Raw genomic sequence first — 18,496 nt, 5'->3', positions numbered from 1 at the left:
TTGCCTTTTTATCCATGCACTATCACTGGACACGCCACTTTCGGCGGGGTTCAAAACGCTTGCGGGAGCCCGGACGAGGGGCCTCAGAGGCCTTGCTGCACCAGCGGATCGTCCGGGTTCTGCTGCTCCAGCTGGGCCAGCAGCACCTGCACGTTCTGCAGCTGGCCGGTCTCTTTCCAGTAGCCGATCAGCAGCACCCGCGCCTTGCGGTTGGCCGGCTGGCGGGCGAGCAGGGTTTCGAGCTGCTTCTGCGCCACCTCGACCTGCTCCAGGCTGTGCAGGGTCAACGCCAGGGTATAGCGATACTCGGCGTTGTCCGGGTCCAGCGCCAGGGCCCGGTCGAACGCCAGCAGCGCGTATTCGTGCTGGTCGTGGCGCATCAGCCACAGGCCCAGCTCGTGTTGCAGGAAGGCCGAGTCGGGGTGGCGCTTGAGCGCCTGGGCCAGCAGCTCGCGGGAGGCATCGGCGTGGCCCTGGCTGTCGAGCAGGCGCACCTTGGCCGCCAGTGCCTCGAGGTCGTCGGGGGCCAGCGTCAGCGCTCGCTCCAGTGCCTGCGCCGCCTCGTCGTCATGGCCCTCGTGCACGTACAGCCGGGCCAGGTGCACCTGGGCGGCGGCATCGTCGAGCTGCTTGAGCAAGGCCTGCTGGTACTGCTCCAGTGCCTGCTGCAGCGGGCCGTAGTACAGGCCGACATCGTCCGGGCCCAGCCCCAGCAGCGCATCGACCGCGGCAAAGCGCACGCTCTGCTCGGGGTCTTCGAGCATCGGCCCCAGCAGCACGCTGCGCTGCGGCGCCGGCACCAGCGCGCTGATGCTGGCGATCGCCGCGCGGCGCACCAGCGGGTCGTCGTGGCTCAGGTCCTGGTCGGCCAGCTTCAGCGCCAGCGGCGAAGGGTAGTTGGGCAGCTCGGCATGCAGGCTGGCGCGGCGAATGCCCGACAGGTCGGCGCGCGCCAGTTGCTGGTACAGCACCCGCGCCGCCCCCGGCTGCCCTTCATGGGCCATGGTCAGCGCCTTGGTGTAGCCATGGCTGGGGGCCGGCGCGGGGGCCGGGGCGTCACCCAGCCAGCCGTAGCCCAGCCCGATGACGAGCAGCACGAGCAGGCTGAGCAGGGTATAGAGGCGCGGTTTTGACATGCGGCATCCGGGCAGGCGGGGTGGGGCAAGCTTGGGTCAGCCAGGAAACGGAGTCAATCCGTTTTCCCCCTTCACCTGCCCGCACCCTGCGCCGCAGCCCGTGCCGCGAGCCGTCAGGTGCGAAAATGCACCACCAGGCTCTGCAGGTCGCTGCCCAGGCGCGCCAGTTCGACGCTGGAGCTGGCGATCTCGCTGCTGGCCAGTGCCGACTGGTCGGCGGTTTCGCGCACATGCAGCACGTTGCGGGTGATTTCCTCGACCACCGTGGTCTGTTCTTCGGCGGCGCTGGCGATGCGCAGGCTCATCTGCTGGATGTCCGAGACCTGCCGGGTGATCGCCGCCAGCGCATCGCCGGTGTTGCGCACCCCGGTCACGGTCGACTGGGTCTGCTCCACGCTGGACTGCATGATCTGCGTACTCTCGTTGGCAATGCGCTGCAACTCGCCGATCAGGTGCTCGATCTCCTCGGAAGACTGCTGGGTACGCTGGGCCAGGCTGCGCACCTCGTCGGCCACCACTGCGAAGCCGCGCCCGGCCTCGCCGGCACGTGCCGCCTCGATGGCGGCATTGAGCGCCAGCAGGTTGGTCTGCCCGGCCACGGCCTTGATCACCCCGAGCACGCTGGCGATACGGTCGATTTCCTGGTGCAGGCGGCTCATCGACTCGGCCGACACCCCGACCTCGCCGGCCAGCGCCTCGATCTGCACGATGGCATTGCGCGAGATGCCCGAGGCGCCGCTGGCTTCCTCGTCGGCCTGGCGGGCCGCCTGGGCCGCGTCTTCGGAGTTGCGCGCCACGGCCTGCACCATCGAGGTCATCTGGTTCATGGCGGTGGCGACCCGGTCGGTGTCGCTGCGCTGGCTGTCGGTGCCGGCCTGGGTCTGGGTGGTGATGGTGGCCAGCTGGCTGGCCGATACCGCCAGTTGCGAGGAGCCGTGACCAATGCGCGTGATCACCTCGCGCAGACGCTGGCTCATGTCGCCGATGGCGCGCAGCAGCTGGCCCAGTTCGTCTCGCCGATGGCTGTCCAGCTGCACGGTAAGGTCGCCGTGGGCGATGCGCTCGGCCGCCTCCAGGCTCTGGCGCAGCGGGCGCACGATCTGCCGGCCGATCAGCCAGGCGATCAGGGTGCCCAGCACCAGGGTCGCGACGGTCACGCCCAGCAGAATCGAGACCACCGTGGCCACGCTGGCGGCAGCGCGCTCCTCTTCCTTCTTGTACAGCACGTTGATGCTGCCCTGCAGGTCGGCCAGCAGGGCGTTGGCCTGCACCACCCGGGCGCTGTCGGGCGGGTCCAGGGCCAGGGCGGCCTGGTGGGTGGTGATGTAGCCCTGCAGGCCGTCGGCCAGTTGCTGCACGGTCTGCAGGTCTTCGGCGGGCCAGGCGCCGCGCTGCACGTCCTCGAGCACCGCGTTCAGTGCGCTGTGCAAGGCCTGCTGGTGGGTCTGGTGGGTGTCCAGGTGGGCGGCCTGGGGCGCCAGCGCGTACTGGTAGTTGGCCTCGCGGGCAAACACCGTTTCGTCGAACAGGGTGCTCAGTCGGTTGATCCGCTCGAACGAAGTCTTGTCGTTGTGCAACCCCTTGAGGCCGGTGGCGGCCAACCACACCGCCAGGGCCAGCATCAGCCCGAAGCCCAGTGCCAGTTTGCGGGTGACGGTGAGGTTTTCCAGTGAAAGTACGCGCAGCATGAACGCTCCTTAGAGTGGGGGGAACGTGGTTCCCGCCACACTATAGAAGCGCTGTCGCAGTGGATGAAGGCTAAGTGCCATACATCACGCCAAACGTTGATCCAGCTCAATTTTATTGTCGGACAAAACTCAGAAGTCGTAACTCAGGCTGGTGTAGTAGAACGCGCCCTGGGCGCCCTCGGGCGAGGTGATCGAGTACTTCTGCACCCCGTACAGGGTCTGGCCTTCGAGTTTGTCGGGGTGGCTGTCGAACAGGTTGATCGCACCCACCGAGACCTTCAGCCCCTGGTCGAAGCGGTAGCTCAGGTCCAGGTCGGTGATCCACTGCGCGCTGAAGGTCTGGTCCAGGTCGGGGTTGCTGGCATTGAGGCTCTGCCATTCACCGTAGCGGCGCTGGGTCAGGGTCACGCCCCAGTTCTGGTACAGCCAGTTGGCGCTGAGGGTCAGCTTGGTGTCGGGGGTGCCGTGCTCGATCAGGCCCTGGGTGGCGCGCCCGACGATCTGGTTGCCGGCAATGCCGCCGGCATCGCGCAGTTCGGTGATGCGCGTGCGGGTCTTGGCGAAGCCGGCGTTCAGGTCCAGCCGGCCGTACTGCGCCAGGTCCCACTGGTACTGGCCGGCCAGCTCGATGCCGTCGGTGCGGGTGTCGGCAATGTTGGTATAGAACGCCGCACTCTGGATGTTGGCATACGGCGTACCGGCGAAGATCGGCCCCACCACGTTGGCCGGCAACTGGTCGGACAGGGTGATGCGGTTGTCGATGTCGATGCGGTAGGCGTCCACGGTCACCGAGGCGTTGGCCAGCGGGCGCCACACCAGGCCCAGGGAGTAGTTGGTCGACTCTTCGGGCTTGAGCGCGCGCCCGCCCAGCAGCGCGGCCTCGGGGCTGTCGGCACGCAGGGTGCGCTGCTGCACCTCGACCCAGTTGCCGCTGCCAGGTGGCTGCTCCACCACCTGCACGCTGAACGAGGACAGCCCGCTCTGCACCAGCGAAGGGGCGCGGTAGCCGGTGCTGAGGCTGCCGCGTGCGGCGATCTGCGGGGTGAAGTCGTAGCGCAGCGACAGCTTGCCGTTGGTGGTGTCGCCAAAGTCCGAGTAATGCTCCGAGCGCAGCGCCACGCCGGCCTGGAACTTGTCGGTGAGCTGCCCTTCGAGGTCGACATAGGCGCCGAACACCTTGCGCTCCAGCGACGCGGCATCGACGTTGGTGATGCCCGAGTAGTAACCGGGGATCGGCCGCCCGCTGACCGGGTCCAGGCTGCCGAACAGCGGCCCGTTCTGCCAGCCGGCCGCCTCGCCGGCGCCCAGGTGGTAGTTCTCCTTGCGCCAGGCCAGGCCCGCCGACAGGGTCAGCGGCCTGGCCAGCAGGTCGGTGGGGAAGTCGCGCACCCAGTCCAGGGTCAGGTTGGTCTGTTGGTTCTCGCGCTCGCCGGTGTAGATGCTCGACGGGCTGGCCGTGCCCCAGCTGGGGTTGATGGCGTTGCGGTCGGTGGACTTCAACGTGTCGTTGCCGTAGTTGGCAGCCAGGTCGAACGTGCCCAGGGTTTCGTCCTCCCAGCGCAGGCCGCCGGTCACGGCATAGTCTTGCAGGTTGTAGCGGGTGACCGGCAGGCGCCCGTCCGGGTAGCGGCGCAGCGCATCGCTGCCGTAGTTGCGGGCCAGGGTAGTGGGGGGGTCGAAGAAGCCGTCGGCGTCGGTGTTCTTGTGCGCATAGGTGGCAAAGCCATAGGCGGTCAGCCCTTCGCCCAGGCCGATTTCGCTGTTGGCCACCAGGTTGTACTGGTCCGAGACATTGCCCGAGCCCCAGCGCCAGGTGCGGTAGCGGTTGTTCTGCTCGCGCGGGGTATCGGTGCTGGTGCTGCCGGGGTAGAAGATCCGGTTGTCGGGGTTGGTGTCGCTGGCCGGGTCCTGGCTGCCGGCATCGAAGCTCAGGGTCAGGAAGCCATCGTTGGGCAGGGCCAGGCCCTTCCAGCCGCTGAGCTTGCGCTGCAGGCCGTCGCCCTTGTCGTAGCCGCCGAAGCGATAGCCCACGTTGCCGCCGTCGTCGTTCTCCTTGAGCACGATGTTGATCACCCCGGCGATGGCGTCCGAGCCGTACTGGGCGGCGGCGCCGTCGCGCAGGATCTCCACCCGCGACACCGCGCTGAGCGGGATCAGGCTCAGGTCCACGGCCGCTGCGCCACGCCCGTTGGCCAGGCCCTGGCGGGTCACGTTGGCGCTGGTATGGCGGCGCTTGCCGTTGACCAGCACCAGCACCTGGTCCGACGCCAGGCCGCGCAGCGAGGCGCCCTGGGCGATGGAGCCGGCGAACGCGCCCTGGGGCGACTGCGGGAAGCTGAACGAGGGCGACAGGGCGGTCAACGCACCGGACAGGTCGCTGGCGCCGGTGTCCTGCAGCTTTTCGGCGCTCAGCACATCCACCGGGGCTGCGCTTTGCAGCGCGGTGACGTCGCTGCGGCGGGTGCCGACCACGACCACGGTATCGAGCTTGTCATCCGCGCCGGGTGCGGCCTGGGCAGAGCATTCGGGCACGGCAACGCTGCCGATGACCAGCGCGATGGCGCCGGCCAAGGGGGTGGGACGCAACATGGGGTGTACTCCTTGCAAGGCAGTTGAAGTGCGCCGGCAGCCTGCCGCCGGCGCGTTCGATCAGAATCGGCTGGTGACGCTGAGGCCGACCGTGCGCGGGTCGCCGTAGGTCAGCACGTACTGGCCCTGGGGGCCGTTGGGCCGGCCGTGCACCTGGTAGCGGCGGTCGGTGAGGTTGTTGACGAAGCCGGTCACGCTGAGCTTTTCATCCGCGCTGAACCAGGTCAGGCGGCTGTTGGCCAGGGTGTAGTGGGGCTGGCTGAGGGTCGGCTCGGCGCTGCTCTGGCGGTTGGCCAGAAAGTACTCCTTGTCGCGAAAACTCACGTCGGCGCCGGCCACCAGCTTGCCGCCGATCGCCAGCGGGATGGTGTAGTCGGCGCCCAGCGACACCACGTTGCGCGGCGAGCGCACGAAGCTGTTGCCGCTGTAGTCGGCGGTCACTTCGCCGGTGGTGGGGTTGACGTTCTTGAAGTCGGTGTACTCGGTGTCCAGGAACGACACCGCCGCGCGCAGGTGCAGGTAGTCGGTGGGCTGGCCCTCGATCTCCAGCTCCGCGCCCTTGACCTTGCCCTTGGCACCGTTGGTGAGCGCGGTGGTGAGCACGCCGCTGTTGACCGTCAGCAGGTTGACCTGGATGTCCTGGTAGTCGTAGTAGAACAGGTTGGCGTTGACCGTCAGGCGGTGGTCGAACCACTCCGATTTCAGGCCCAGCTCGTAGGCATCGAGCTGTTCCGGGTCGACCGTGGTCAGCTGCGCCAGGTTGCTCGACAGGCCGGTGTTGAAGCCGCCGGAGCGAAAGCCGTGGGCATAGCGAAAGAACACCCGCAGGTTGTCGTTGATGCGGTACTCGGGCGTCACATCGTAGGTCCAGGCGTCCCAGCGCTTGCTCTCGTCGCGGTTGCCGTTGGCGCCCGCAGCGCCCAGCGGCACCAGCGGGCCGTTGGCGCTGGTGCGGGTGAGCTGGGCCAGGTCCAGGTCGATGCTCTTTTTCTCGGTGGTCCAGCGCAGCCCGCCGGTCACGGTGAAGTTGTCGCTCAGGTCATAGGCCAGGTTGCCGAACAGCGCGTAGCTGTCGGTCTTGTGGGTGTAGTCGAGGCTGCTCAGGTCGACCCCGCCGATCTGGTTGGAGCCGGTGCCGTTGGGCGTCGGGCCCGGGGTCACGAAACGCCGGTCGGTGCTGTCGAGGGTTTCGTGAAAGTAATGGGTGCCGAGCATCCAGCGCAGGGTTTCCTGCTGCGGGGAGGCCAGGCGAAATTCCTGCGAGTACTGGTCGTAGCGGTTGTCGGTGTCGCTCGCGCCGTTGACCTCGTAGGGGGTGTAGTCGGCGTCGGTCAGCGACTGCTGGCGGATAGAGTCGTAGGCGGTGATGGAGGTCAGCCGGTAGTCGCCGATGTCCCAGTTCAGGGTCAGCGAGGTGCCGTCGTGGTCGAGTTTGGAGTGCTCGTCCACGTTCAGCTCGATGCGCCGCCCCTGGGGGCGCTGGTAGCCGACGTTGTAATAGGTGCCCAGCGGCAGCGAACCGCTGCTGCCATCGCCCTTGAACTGGCGCCCGTGGAGCTTCCACAGCGCCTCCAGGTCCGGGTTGAGCCTGGCCAGGAACTGCACGCGCACGGCCTTCTTGTTGACGTCGCCATAGGTCTGGTCGTTGGTCAGGTTGTGGGTGAAGCCGTCGCGCTCCTCGGAATACAGCGACACCCGGCCGGCCAGGCGTTCGTCCACCAGGGTGCCGCCCAGGGCGCCGTTGAGGATGCGTTCGTTCTTGCTACCAAAGCCGATGGTGCCGAAGCCGTCGGTGTCGAAGGTGGGCTTTTTCGAGATCACGTTGACTGCCCCCGCCGTGGTGTTCTTGCCGTACAGGGTGCCCTGAGGGCCGCGCAGCACCTCGATGCGCTCCAGGTCGAACAGCGGGCCGCCGCCGGCGACGGGGGCGTTGAGGTAGACGTCGTCGGCATAGATGCCCACCGGGTAGACCGTGGCGGCGCCGGTGTCGCCGGTGCCCAGGCCGCGGATGTACCAGCGCGGGCGGCCATCGCCATCGGGGTTCTTGGCCGAGGCGTTGGGGATGAAGGTGGTGATGTCGCCCATGGCGCGCACGCCGTCGGCGGTGATACTGGTGCCCTGGACCGCGCTGACCGCCACCGGCACTTCCTGCAGGGTTTCTTCGCGGTGTTGTGCGGTGACGGTGACGGTCTTGAGTGCCGGCGTGGTGCTGTCGTCGGCGTGGGCGGTGCTGGTGCCTGCGAGCAGCAGGCCCAGGCCGATGCCCTTGGCCAGTGGATGAAGCTGATGCATGGTGTGGCTCCCCGAGTGTGGCTGATACGGGGCTAGAGCAGGGTTTGTGCCATGTTTGCAAGCTGTTGATTTACATGGGTTTTATCGGGTGTTTCGGGGTGGGTTGCTAGTGGTGCAGCAGGGGGCTGTGGAATGCCTGCTGCTGCAGCAGCAACCGGTTTGAAAAGCTTCGCCAGCAAGGCTGGCTCCTACAGGGGGCGAGGCCTATGTAGGAGCCAGCCTTGCTGGCGAATGGGGCGACACGATTTTCAGGTGGCCACCCGCGACGTCGACCCGATCACCGCCTCCAGCACACTGAAATCGATCCAGTCGCGCACATCGAAGCGCCGCGCAATGAAATGCCACCGATGCAGAAAATCGGTGAAATCCTGCAGCGCCTCGATCGAGCGACTGTCCAGCGTGGTGCGCAGGCGTCGGTGCGCGTCCTCGCCATACGCCGCCGCCACCCAGTACTCGCTGGTGTTGAGCTCGCGCGCCAGGTAGCGCCGGGTTTCATCGGGGTTGGCCCAGGCCCACTGCTCGGTACGCAGCACCACGTCGACGATGCGCGTGCACGCGCCGAAATGCTGTTGCAGCAGGTTCAGGTCAACAGTCAGGGTGCGCGGGGTGCCGTTGTTGGAACGGATCAGCGGGTCGGGGTGCGAGCCGGTGTCGATCACCACCCGCAGGCCGAACTCGTGGGCCAGTTGCAAGGCCGAGGCCCCCTTGAGGAAAATCGCGTCGATGTCGCCGCGCAGCAGCCCGATCAGTTCGTTGTTGCGCCGGCTCACCCGGTTCATGCCCAGGGTCACCGTGGCGCCATGCACATGGGTGACCTGCTCGTCGCTGTGGGTGCCGCCGTAGGGGTAGTCCACCAGTTCCACATCGGCCACGTCCAGGCCTTCGAGCCTGAGCGCGTTTTCCAGCCCGCGCAGGGCCTGGGCGCGGGTGAAGTCGATCTGCACGTTGGCCCACTTGGGCAGGCCGAAGCGGCGGTTCTTGAGGTCGCGCACGCTTTTCACGCCGCTGTCCTCGGTGGTCAGGATCAACTGCACCTCATCGGCCCAGCTCAGCCCCAGCACGCGGGTCTGCACGCCGCTGGCGTAGGCCCAGATCGCCGGAATGTTGCCGCCGTGGCGCACCGAGTTGGGCAGGTGATGGTCGTAGTGGGCTTCGCGCACTTCGCGCTCGCTGGACTCGCGCAGCGACTGGATCGAGGTGCCCAGCGGCTGGAACGCCTCGGCCAGGCGCCCGGTCTGCACGGCGATGCCAAGGCCGGTCGGCACCGGGCTGTGGGTGTACCAGAGGGTATCGAGAGGGGTGGTCATAGGGGCATCGGGTCCTTGATGGGTTGTCGTTGTTGCACCAGCGGCAGCACTTCCTGGCCGATGCGCAGGGCTTCTTCCAGGTGCGGGTTGCCGGCCAGGATGAAGGTCGAGAAGCCGGCGTCGCGGTACTCGGCCAGGCGTTCGGCGATGTTCTGGTGGCTGCCCACCAGGCCCACGGTGGGGCCGGGCTTGGCCTTGGCGAAACCGGCCCACAGGTTTGGCCCCAGAATCAGGTCGTCGAAGCGCTGGATGTTCTGGTGATAGGCGCTCTGGCGGGCGCCGCCGACCGAGTCGCTGGCAGTGCTGAAGGTGCTGGAGAGGGCGCTGGGCCTGCCGTCGAGCCTGTCGAACTGGCGGCGCAGGTCGCGCCAGGCGGCCTCTTCGGTTTCGCGGGCGAACAGGTCCACGCGCAGGCCGAAGCGCACCGTGCGGCCCTGCCTGTCGGCCAGCTCGCGCACGCGCTCGATATGCGGCCTGAGTTGCTCGATCGGCTCGGCCCAGTTCAGGTACACGTCGGCGTGGCGTGCAGCCACGTCCAGGGCCGGGTCGGAGAAGCCGGAGAAATACACCCCCGGCTTGCGCACATGGGCCAGGTGCTCGGGCAGGGCGCCGTTGTCCAGTTGATAGACCTCGCCCTGGTAGCTGAAGTGCTCGTTGCGCCACAGGCCGTCGATGATGTCGAGAAATTCGCCGGTGCGCCGGTAGCGCTGGTCGTGGTCGAGAAAGTCGCCCTGGGCGCGCTGGCTGGCGGGGTTGCCGCCGGTGATGATGTTCCAGTCCAGGCGGTCGTGACTCAGGTGCTGCAGGATGGCGGCCTGCTGTGCGGCGTAGGCGGGCAGGGTCCAGGCGGCCTGGAAGGCGATCAGAAAGCGCAGGCGGCGGGTTTCGCGGGCCAGTGCGGCGGCCACGATCCAGGGTTCGGGGCCGGTGGGCAGCAGGGCGCCTTCGAAGCCGGCCAGTTCGGCAGCCTTGGCCACCTGGGCGATGTAGTCGATATAGGTGAAGCCGTCGGGGCGGCCGTCTGCCAGCCGGCCGGGTGCGATATGGCCGTGCTGGTGGCTGAAGCTGCCACGGTTGTGCCGGTCGGTGCTCAATTGCGGCCCGTCGGTGCCCAGGGGTAGGCGCCAGAAGAATTCGGTGCTCATGGCTGTTCCTCGGTGAATGTGCCAGAGGTGGTGCAACCGTCATGCCACGCGGTGCGGGCCCGATTTTGCGGGGGGTGGGCTGCTGCACTGCTGCCAGGGCAGCAGTGCAGCAGCAGTGGGTGCGGCGGTTGCAGCACCAGAGCAATGCCCCCCTGTGGGAGCGGGCTTGACCCGCGATTGGCCCTAACCGGCCCGCGCATAGCTGCGATGCAGCGCCGCATACGCCCCACCCCTGGCCAGCAACTGCGCATGCGGCCCTTGCTCCACCAGGCGGCCCTGGCCGATCACCACGATGCGGTCTGCCTCGCGAATGGTCGCCAGCCGATGCGCGATGATGATCGCCGTGCGCCCCTCGCACAGCCGACGCAACGCCCGCTGGATGCGCCGCTCGGTATGCACGTCCACCGCCGAGGTGGCTTCGTCCAGCACCAGCACCGCGGGGTCTGCCAGGTACGCCCGCACCAGGCACACCAGCTGGCGCTGCCCATGGCTCAGGTGCGCGCCCAGCGCTCCCACCTGGGTCGCGTACTGGTGCGGCAGGCGCTCCAGCACTTCATCGGCGCCCAGCTCGCGGGCCGCCGCGATCAGCGTCGCATCGTCCGCCCCCGGTGCTGCCAGGCGCAGGTTGTCGAGGATGCTGCCGGCAAACAGCACGTTGTCCTGCAGCACCACACCCACGTGCCGGCGCAACTGCTGCTGGCTCAACTGGCGAACATCGATGCCATCGAGCTTCACCGCGCCGCCGTCCACGTCATAGAAGCGCGTGAGCAACTGCACCAGCGTGCTCTTGCCATGCCCCGACGGCCCGACCAATGCCAGCACCTCGCCGGCCCGTATGTGCAGGTCCAGCCCGTCGATCACCGGCGTTGGCGCCTGACGCTCATAGGCAAAGCGCACCTGCTCGAAGCGCACCTCGCCACGCGCCCTGGGCAACGCCACGGGCACCTGCGGGTCGAGAATCTGCGGCGCGGTGTCCAGCAGCAGAAAGATCCGCTGCGCCGAAGCCGAACCGGTGGCATAGCGCTCGAACAGGTCGGTCAGCTCCTGCAACGGCCCCAGAAACAGCATCACGTAGAACAGGCTTTCACCCACCTGGCCTACCGTCACCGAACCCTCGGCCAGCCCGTAGCCACCCACCAGCACCAGCACCGCCATGCCCATCGCGGCCAGCAGCGCGGTGAACGGCGCGAACCAGCCCGAGCGCAGGCTGCCCAGAATCAGCGCGCGGTTGAAGTCGTCCAGCAGGCCCTGGTAACGCTGCAGGTTGGTCTGCTGCCGGCCGGTCTGCTGCAGCAGGCGCACGCCGCTGACGCTCTCCACCAGGTGGGCGGTGAAGCGGCTGCGGTTTTCCGCGACCTTCGCCCAGTTGCGCTGGGCGATACGCTTGAAGCCCCAGGTGGCGAGCAGCAGCAACGGCACGCTGCCGATCAGGCTGAAGAAGAACAGCGGCTCTATCAGCCACAGCATCACCGCCGCCAGGCTGCAGCGCAGCAGGGCGCCGAGCAGCTCGGGCGGGCCCTGGATCAGTAGCGGCTCAAGCGCGTCCACGTCGCGGTCGGCCCGCGAAATGATGCGCCCGGCGCGGGTGCGGTCGAAGTAGCCCACGCTCAGCGCCTGCACGTGCGCAAACACCCGCACGCGCAGGTCGTTGAGCACGCTGATCGCGGCGCTGCCGGCGATGTACTGCGACAGCCCCGCCAGCACGAAGCGCCCCAGCCAGCTTGCCGCCAGGCCCGCGCCCAGCCACAGCACCAGCGGCGGGTCCAGCAGCCAGGCGTTGCCGTCATGGATCAGCCCGTGATCGAGCAGCTCGCGCACGAACCACGGGCGCAGGAACACGGTGAACACCAGCACCAGCTCCAGGCCGATCACCCAGCCGATCTGCCGGCGCACCGGGCGCAGCAGGGGCAGCAGGCGCCGGAACATGCTGCGGTCCAGGGCCTTTCTTGCCAGTAATTCTTCTATTTCGATATCGCTCAGGGCAGTGCCCGCTTGCGGCTTAGCCATGCTCGATCCCCAGCAGTTCACGGTAGGTCGGGTTGCGTTGCAGCAGCTGCGCATGGCTGCCGCTGTCGGCAATGCCGGTACTGCTCAGCAGCAGCACGCGGTCGGCCAGTTGCACGGTGCTCAGCTTGCTGGCGATCAGCAGCAGGGTCGGTGCATGCCCATCGCTGCGGCGCTGGCGCAGGGTGTCGAGCACACGCTGTTCACTGATCGCGTCCAGCGCGCTGGTGGCGTCGTCCAGGCACAGGATGTCGGGGGCCGCCAGCAGGGCGCGGGCCAGGCACAGGCGCTGGCGCTGGCCGCCCGAGAGGGTCACGCCACGGTCGCCCAGCGGCGTGTCCAGGCCCTGGGGCAGGCGCGCCAGCACGTCCTCGGCGCTGGCCTGGCGCAGTGCATCGAGCAGTTGCGCGTCGCTGGCCGTGGGCGCACCCAGGCGCAGGTTGGCAGCCAGGCTGTCGGCGAACAGAAAGCTCTCCTGGGGCAGCACATGCACGCGCCGGCGCAGTTCATCCAGCGCCAGGGTGCGCACGTCGTGCCAGCCCCGTGCAGCGCTGCCCAGCAGCACGCGGCCCTGGTCGGCCTCGGTCAGGCGCGGCAGCAGGCTGGCCAGCAGGCTCTTGCCGGTGCCGGTGGCGCCCACCAGCGCGACCACCTCGCCGGGTTCTATCTGCAACGAGCACTGGCTGAGCACCGCCTGCCCACCGCCGGGCGCTGCCACGCCGACAGCCTCCAGCTTCAGGCCCAGCGGCCCCGGGGGCAGCGACTGCTGACCGCTGACGATGTGTACCGGCGCATCGAGCAACTGCCAGATACGCTCGGCCGAGGCGCGCGCGTCGGCGAAGGTCTGCATCACCCGGCCGATGCCTTCGATGCGAAACACCAGGGTGGTGGCGATCAGCAGCGAGGTCACCAGCTCGCCGATGCCGATGCGCCCCTGGGCCACCAGCTGCGCACCGACCACCAGGATCCACACATGCCCCAGCGCCACCACCGCCTGCGGCAGCGGTATGCGCGAGCTGGCGTAGGCCAGCGCCTGGCGTGCATGCCCGGCAAACACCTGCACCTGCGCGGCAAAGCCCTGGATGCGCTGGGCCTGCAGGCCGAACGACTTGATCACCCGTACCGCGCCGATGCCTTCGGCCAGGTCCTGGTTGACCCGGTCGTAGGCGGCGCCCACGGCACGGTCCAGTGCCACCAGGCGCTCGGTCTGGTGCACGAAGATGCCCAGCCCGAGCACGGTCAGCAGCAGCGGCCCCAGGGCCAGCCACGGGTCGTACCAGGCCAGCAGGCCGACGGTGGCCAGCACCACCAATGGGGTTTCCACCAGTTGGCGCCAGAAGCTGATCAGGGCATCGCGCACCTTGTCCGCATCGCGGGTGGTGCGGGTGACCATCTCGCCCATGCCGTGCTGCCAGTGGTAGCCCAGGTGCAGGGCCTGCACCTGGGCCAGCAGGCGCTCGCGCAGGCGCGTGAGCAGCGCCTGGCCGAGCACCAGCGAGCCGATGGCCGCGGCGTACTGCAACACCGCGCGGCCCAGCGCCACCGCGCCTATCAGCCAGAACCAGTGCCAGGCCAGGCGTGCATCCAGGCTGCCATCGGCCAGGCGTACCACGGCGGCGCCGGCACTCACGTCGTTCAGCGCATGGCCGATCAGCCATTGCTGCCAGACCAGCCCCAGGTTGATGAAAACGAACAGCCCGGCGACCAGGGCGAAACGCCAGGGCATTTCGCGGTAGATCGCCAGGCTGCGCAGCAGCGGGTGTCGAGGGCTCATGGAAAACTCGAGGCAAAGGGGAAAACAGGCGCAGGGCAGGCCCCGCGCCCGGTGTTCAGCGGCTGGCGCCCGCGCTCTGCTTGGCGGCGAGAATGGCGGTGTATTCGCCCGGGTCGATGCCGTTGAGGTAGTAGTTGCCCACGTGGTGCAGGCGCCAGCGGATCGGGTCGTGGGTGGTGTGCACCCGCGCATTGCGCCAGAAGCGGTCCAGGTTCCATTTGCTCAGCGAGGCGCTGGCCCCCAGCAGCGAGAAGATGTCGCTGGAGATCTTCAGTGAGGCGGCATCCGAGTGCGCCCGCGCGGTGGCTACCGAGAGAATCAGCTCGTCCTGCAGGGCCTTGTCGTCGGGGGCCAGCTCGTGCGCATCGAAGGTCCGTGCGGCATCGCGCAGCAGCGATTCGGCGGCGCGCAGGGCCACGGCGTATTCACCGATCTGGCGGATGATGTGCGGCTCTTCGCTGGCGCGCTCCACCTCGCTCTCCACCCACGGGCGCGCGTGCTGGTTGAGGTAGTCGATGCCGGCCTGCAGGGCGCCGGCGGCGATGCCGGTGTCGATGGCCGCGTGCAGTATCTGCGGGAAGGTCAGCCCGGTGCGCTTCATCGGGCCCTGGCGGCGCAGCACATAGCGCTCGTCCAGCTCGATGTTGTCGAACTGCACCGTGCCGCTCACCGAGTTGTTCTGGCCGAAGGCGTCCCAGTCGTCGAGCAGGGTCAGGCCCGGCGTGTCGCGGTGCAGCAGCACCCCGGCGCCGCCGTCGTCGCTTGCGGCGGTCAGCGAGATCCATTCGGCCAGGTACGAGCCGGTGGAGTAGAACTTGCTGCCGTTGAGCACCAGCTTGCCGTCTTCGCGGCGCTCGATGCGGGTCTTGAGGGCGAACTTGTTCTTGCCGCCGACCTCGGCCAGGGCGTTGCCCAGGCGCTTGCCGGCCAGCAGGTCGGCGATCAGGCGCTCGCGCACTTCATCCGGGTAGCCGCTGAGCACACCGCGCAGCATCACGTTGTGAATCTGCAGCAGTTGCCCGACACCGCCGTCGGCGGCGGACACGATGCGCACGGTCTCGACGATGGTCTGTACCGAAGCGCCCAGCCCGCCGAACTGCGCGGGCACGCCGATGGCGGTCAGGCCGCTGTCGGACAGCAGCTGGGCCTGGCGACGCGGCAACTGGCGGTTGTTGTGCCGGTCGCGGGCCAGCTCGGCGATCTGGCCGGCGATTTCATGGGCGGCGGCGATGGCCTGGGCGGCGCTTTCCAGGCGGCGGGGCGGGGTACTCATGCGGGGGCTTCCTTGAATGAACAGGTTTCAGGCCCTTGAGCAGGTTCTGTGCCACACACCGCAAAGCCTTGTGCCACAAGGACTGCGGCCAGGTACGGGCGGCGGGGTGCTGCTGGGGCAGCAGCGGGGCGCCGATTGTTGCTCTGGCAGCAGCAGGGCAGCTGCAACACTGCTGCCAGGCCAGCACCCGGTGTTCAACAGGTCTTTAAAAAGCCAACAAAAACAATGAGTTGGTGAGTTGGCACGGGCGCTGCAATGGCATGGCTACCTTCGCTTGATGGAACATGCCCATGTCAATCGCCGCTACCTTGCCGTTGCCTGCCGCACCGGCCCTCGAACAGATCTGGTTCACTCGCTGCCCGGTGCCGACCGCCTCCGGCATCGCCTACACCCTGGGCTGGCTGGGGGAGGAATTCGCCGCCGACGGCCTGCCGGTGGAGACCCTGCAGGAGGCCCGCCAGCTCGGCCATCACCACTACGACCACCAGTTGCCCGGGCTGTTTCGCGAGGGCGGCAACGTGCCGGCCCTGGCCGCCCGCGCCGCCGGTTCGCCCAGCCGCCTGATCGGCCTGACCTGGATCGAGGAATGGCAGACCGTCCTGGTACGCCCCGACTCCGGCATCCGCAGCGCCCGGGACCTCAAGGGCAAGCGCCTGGCGCTGCCGGCCTGGGGCGACAACCGCCCGGGCAGCATCGCCCGCGCCATGAGCCTGCATGGTTACAAGGGCGCGCTGAGCCTGGCCGGCCTGAGCTTCGACGATGTCGAACTGGTGGAAGTGGCGCTGCACAACCAGGACGACGCCCCCACCCCCGAGCAGGGCCTGCAGCGCCTGTGGTCGGGGCTGGACTACCTGGCCCGTGGCGAGGTCGACGCGGTGTACGTCAAGGGCGCCGCCGCTGCCGATGCAGCGCGCCGCCTGGGCCTGGTGGTGGGCATCGACCTGGACCAGATCAGCGACCCGCGTTACCGCATCAACAACGGCACGCCACGGCCGATCACCGTGCACCAGAGCCTGCTGGACAACCACTTCGAGCTGGTGGTGCGCTTCCTGGCGCAGACCCTGCGCGCCGCCGACTGGGCCAGCCACAACCGCGAGGCACTGCTGCGCATCCTGCAGGACGAGACCCGCGCCGGCGCCCAGGGCGTGGACGAAGCCTACCGTGGCGACTTCCACACCACCCTGGCCCCGGACCTCTCGGCCCAGCGCCTGGGCTACCTGGACATCCAGAAGACCTTCCTCAACCTGCATGGCTTTCTCGAAGCCGATTTCAACCTGGCCGACTGGGTCGACCCGCGTCCACTGCAAGCTGCCCATCAACTGCTGGCCCGGCGCGCCCGCGCCTGAACCAAGGAGTCCGCCATGACCGTACTGACCACCGAGCACCTGATCGACGCCGACCTCAAGGCCTTCATCGAGCAGGTGCTGCACGAGGCCGAACAGGCCTTCACCGTGTTCCGCGAAACCAACACCCTCACCGCCGCCGGCACCGTGGGCTTCATCGAGCGCGTACCGGGCCGCGAGCTGCTGGTGTCGGTCAACTACCCAGGCCCGTGGGACTACCGCAAGCCGCTGCAGGCCACGGTCAGCGACTTTGCCGGCAACCTGGTGCATGGCCAGGGCAAGGGCGGGCTGGGCCGCTACACCCGGCTGTTTCGCGAAGACGCCGGCATCACCACGGTGTCCCACGTGCACACCCCGTACCTGGGCGCCTGGGCGCAGACCCAGCGCAGCCTGCCGTTCCATTACGTGCCGGTGCAGCGCTACCAGCTGGCCCGCGAGCTGCCGGTGTACATCGACCGGCGCCAGGACGAGGTCGACTTCATTCTCGAGCGCCTGGCCGAGAATCCCTACACCCCGGCGATTCTCGAAGCCAACGGCGGTGCGACCGTGTGGGGGCGCCAGGGCCTGCGCGCCACCGCCGAATTCATCCTGCTGCTGGAGGAGGGCGCGCAACTGCAACTGCTGGCCGAGTCCATCGGCGGCTCGCGCCCCTACGGCCCCGGCGTGCTCACCCAGCAATGGAACATGAGCAAGCTGATCGACCGCGCCCACGCGCTGGGCCTGGTCCCGGCCATCGACCGTCCACGCGCCTGAGGAACCTGCCATGGCCATCAAGATCCTGTGGTACCTCACCAGCCCCGACGGCCCCTACCCGTGGGAGCCCCAGGGGCGCTGGAAAACCGATTTCGCCCACCTCAGGCAACTGGCGGTGGCCAGTGACCGCCTGGGGTTCTACGGCGCCCTGCTGGGTTCAAGCCCCAACGAGAGCCTGGCGGTGTCGGCGGCACTGATCGATGCCACCGAGCGCCTGCGCTTTCTGGTGGCGCAGCACCCGGGCGAGCTGTCGCCGGCGGTGCTGGCCAAGTGGGCGCTGACCTTCGACGAGTTCTCCAACGGCCGCCTGCTGTTCAACGTGGTCAATGGCAGCGACGCGGGCCTGGCCACCCTGGGTGTGCATTACCCGCACGATGAGCGCTACCAGTTCAGCCTGGAGTACTGGCGCGCCTTCCAGCGCATCTATGCCGGCGACACCGCCGGTTTCGACGGCCAGTACGTGCAGCTCGCGCCACGCCCGGCTGCGGCGGCGCGCCATCCGCTGGGCGGCTGGCACCCGCCGCAGCGCCTGGCGGTACCCCTGTGGGGCGCCGGCACCTCGGACGTGGGCGTGGCGCATTCGGTGCAACTGCTGGACGTGTATCTGAGCTTTGCCGACACCCCGCCCCGGCTGGGCGACAAGTTCCGCCGCGTGGCCGCCGAAGCGGCGAAGATCGGCCGCGAACTGACCTACGGCACGCGCCTGCAGGTCATCGTGCGCGAGACCGAGGCCCAAGCCTGGGCGCATGCCGAGAATCTGCTGCAACAGACCTCCCTGGCCACCGCCCGCGCCGCCATCGAGCGCCGCCTGCCGCCGGGCCAGACCCTGGACACCTTCCACAGCGACAACCCGCAGGTGCAGCGCAACGTGCAGAGCATCCGCGACGGGCGCCTGCCCACTGCGCGCGAGCTTGAGATCTACCCCAACGTGTGGACCGGCCCCAGCCTGTTCGGCTTCGACATCCTCGGCCCGTCGTCCGGCACCTACCTGGTGGGCAGTGCCGAGCAGGTGGCCGAGCGCATTCGCGAGTACCAGCAGCAGGGCACCTCGGCGTTCATTCTCTCGGGCTTTCCGCTGATCGATGAAGCGCACCGGGTGGCCGACCTGCTGTTCCCGCTGCTGGAACTGGACCACGGGTTCGAGATCCCGCGCCTGGGTGCGCGCACCGCTGCCGAGCCGGCCTAAGGAGCT

At 68.4% G+C, this 18,496-nt stretch carries 13 protein-coding genes and 1 pseudogene; 3 read left to right on the top strand and 11 right to left on the bottom strand.

Annotated features, from left to right (window positions below; all coding sequences use genetic code 11):
- Positions 1-83: 83 nt before the first annotated feature.
- The 11 genes and pseudogenes from KH389_RS14655 to KH389_RS14610 all read right to left on the bottom strand — a co-directional run bounded on the left by KH389_RS14655 (position 84) and on the right by KH389_RS14610 (position 15,208).
- Entirely contained in the window at positions 84-1,136 is a 1,053-nt protein-coding gene (locus KH389_RS14655; protein WP_213605727.1) for a tetratricopeptide repeat protein, read from the bottom strand.
- A gap of 113 nt (positions 1,137-1,249) precedes the next feature.
- Complete coding sequence (locus KH389_RS27800; protein ID WP_370409184.1) at positions 1,250-2,113, bottom strand: methyl-accepting chemotaxis protein; 864 nt, start codon at positions 2,111-2,113, stop codon at positions 1,250-1,252.
- Positions 2,105-2,758, bottom strand: a pseudogene (locus tag KH389_RS27795) (HAMP domain-containing protein); the annotation flags it as partial. The pseudogene KH389_RS27795 and the gene KH389_RS27800, both read right to left, overlap by 9 nt.
- A 195-nt stretch (positions 2,759-2,953) precedes the next feature.
- Positions 2,954-5,413 carry a TonB-dependent receptor plug domain-containing protein gene (locus tag KH389_RS14645; RefSeq protein ID WP_210014756.1) on the bottom strand — a complete coding sequence of 820 codons (2,460 nt, stop codon included), beginning with the start codon at positions 5,411-5,413 and terminating at the stop codon, positions 2,954-2,956.
- 60 nt (positions 5,414-5,473) lie between these two features.
- On the bottom strand, positions 5,474-7,705 hold the full coding sequence (locus KH389_RS14640) for a TonB-dependent receptor (protein WP_213605726.1): 2,232 nt from the start codon (positions 7,703-7,705) through the stop codon (positions 5,474-5,476).
- 32 nt (positions 7,706-7,737) lie between these two features.
- Positions 7,738-7,884, bottom strand: coding sequence for a hypothetical protein (locus KH389_RS14635; RefSeq protein ID WP_160328366.1), 147 nt, complete (start codon positions 7,882-7,884; stop codon positions 7,738-7,740).
- 69 nt (positions 7,885-7,953) lie between these two features.
- On the bottom strand, positions 7,954-9,012 hold the full coding sequence (locus tag KH389_RS14630; RefSeq protein WP_043862916.1) for an ABC transporter substrate-binding protein: 1,059 nt from the start codon (positions 9,010-9,012) through the stop codon (positions 7,954-7,956).
- Positions 9,009-10,157 carry an LLM class flavin-dependent oxidoreductase gene (locus KH389_RS14625; protein ID WP_078480151.1) on the bottom strand — a complete coding sequence of 383 codons (1,149 nt, stop codon included), beginning with the start codon at positions 10,155-10,157 and terminating at the stop codon, positions 9,009-9,011. Before KH389_RS14625 ends, KH389_RS14630 begins: the two co-directional genes overlap by 4 nt.
- Positions 10,158-10,340: 183 nt before the next feature.
- A complete protein-coding gene (locus tag KH389_RS14620) occupies positions 10,341-12,164 on the bottom strand; it encodes an ABC transporter ATP-binding protein (protein WP_054915370.1) in 1,824 nt (607 codons plus the stop codon).
- On the bottom strand, positions 12,157-13,935 hold the full coding sequence (locus KH389_RS14615) for an ABC transporter ATP-binding protein (protein WP_088515373.1): 1,779 nt from the start codon (positions 13,933-13,935) through the stop codon (positions 12,157-12,159). The genes KH389_RS14620 and KH389_RS14615 overlap by 8 nt, the downstream gene beginning before the upstream one ends.
- 55 nt (positions 13,936-13,990) lie before the next feature.
- The gene (locus KH389_RS14610; RefSeq protein WP_054915368.1) at positions 13,991-15,208 is read right to left on the bottom strand and encodes an acyl-CoA dehydrogenase family protein; all 1,218 of its coding nucleotides are present in this window, start codon (positions 15,206-15,208) and stop codon (positions 13,991-13,993) included.
- A 290-nt stretch (positions 15,209-15,498) separates the two neighbouring features.
- Here KH389_RS14610 and KH389_RS14605 point away from each other — a divergent pair, with 290 nt between their 5' ends.
- From KH389_RS14605 to KH389_RS14595, 3 genes are read left to right on the top strand one after another with little or no spacing between them, the layout of a single operon-like run.
- The gene (locus KH389_RS14605; RefSeq protein WP_054915367.1) at positions 15,499-16,554 is read left to right on the top strand and encodes an ABC transporter substrate-binding protein; all 1,056 of its coding nucleotides are present in this window, start codon (positions 15,499-15,501) and stop codon (positions 16,552-16,554) included.
- Positions 16,555-16,569: 15 nt separating this feature from the next.
- Positions 16,570-17,304, top strand: coding sequence for a class II aldolase/adducin family protein (locus KH389_RS14600; RefSeq protein ID WP_054915366.1), 735 nt, complete (start codon positions 16,570-16,572; stop codon positions 17,302-17,304).
- A gap of 10 nt (positions 17,305-17,314) precedes the next feature.
- A complete protein-coding gene (locus KH389_RS14595) occupies positions 17,315-18,490 on the top strand; it encodes an LLM class flavin-dependent oxidoreductase (RefSeq protein ID WP_043860482.1) in 1,176 nt (391 codons plus the stop codon).
- The last annotated feature ends 6 nt before the right edge of the window (positions 18,491-18,496 follow it).

Origin of the sequence: Pseudomonas qingdaonensis (genome assembly GCF_018398475.1) — a bacterium.
Lineage (GTDB): Bacteria > Pseudomonadota > Gammaproteobacteria > Pseudomonadales > Pseudomonadaceae > Aquipseudomonas > Aquipseudomonas palmensis.
This window is presented reverse-complemented; position numbering and strand designations above follow the sequence as displayed.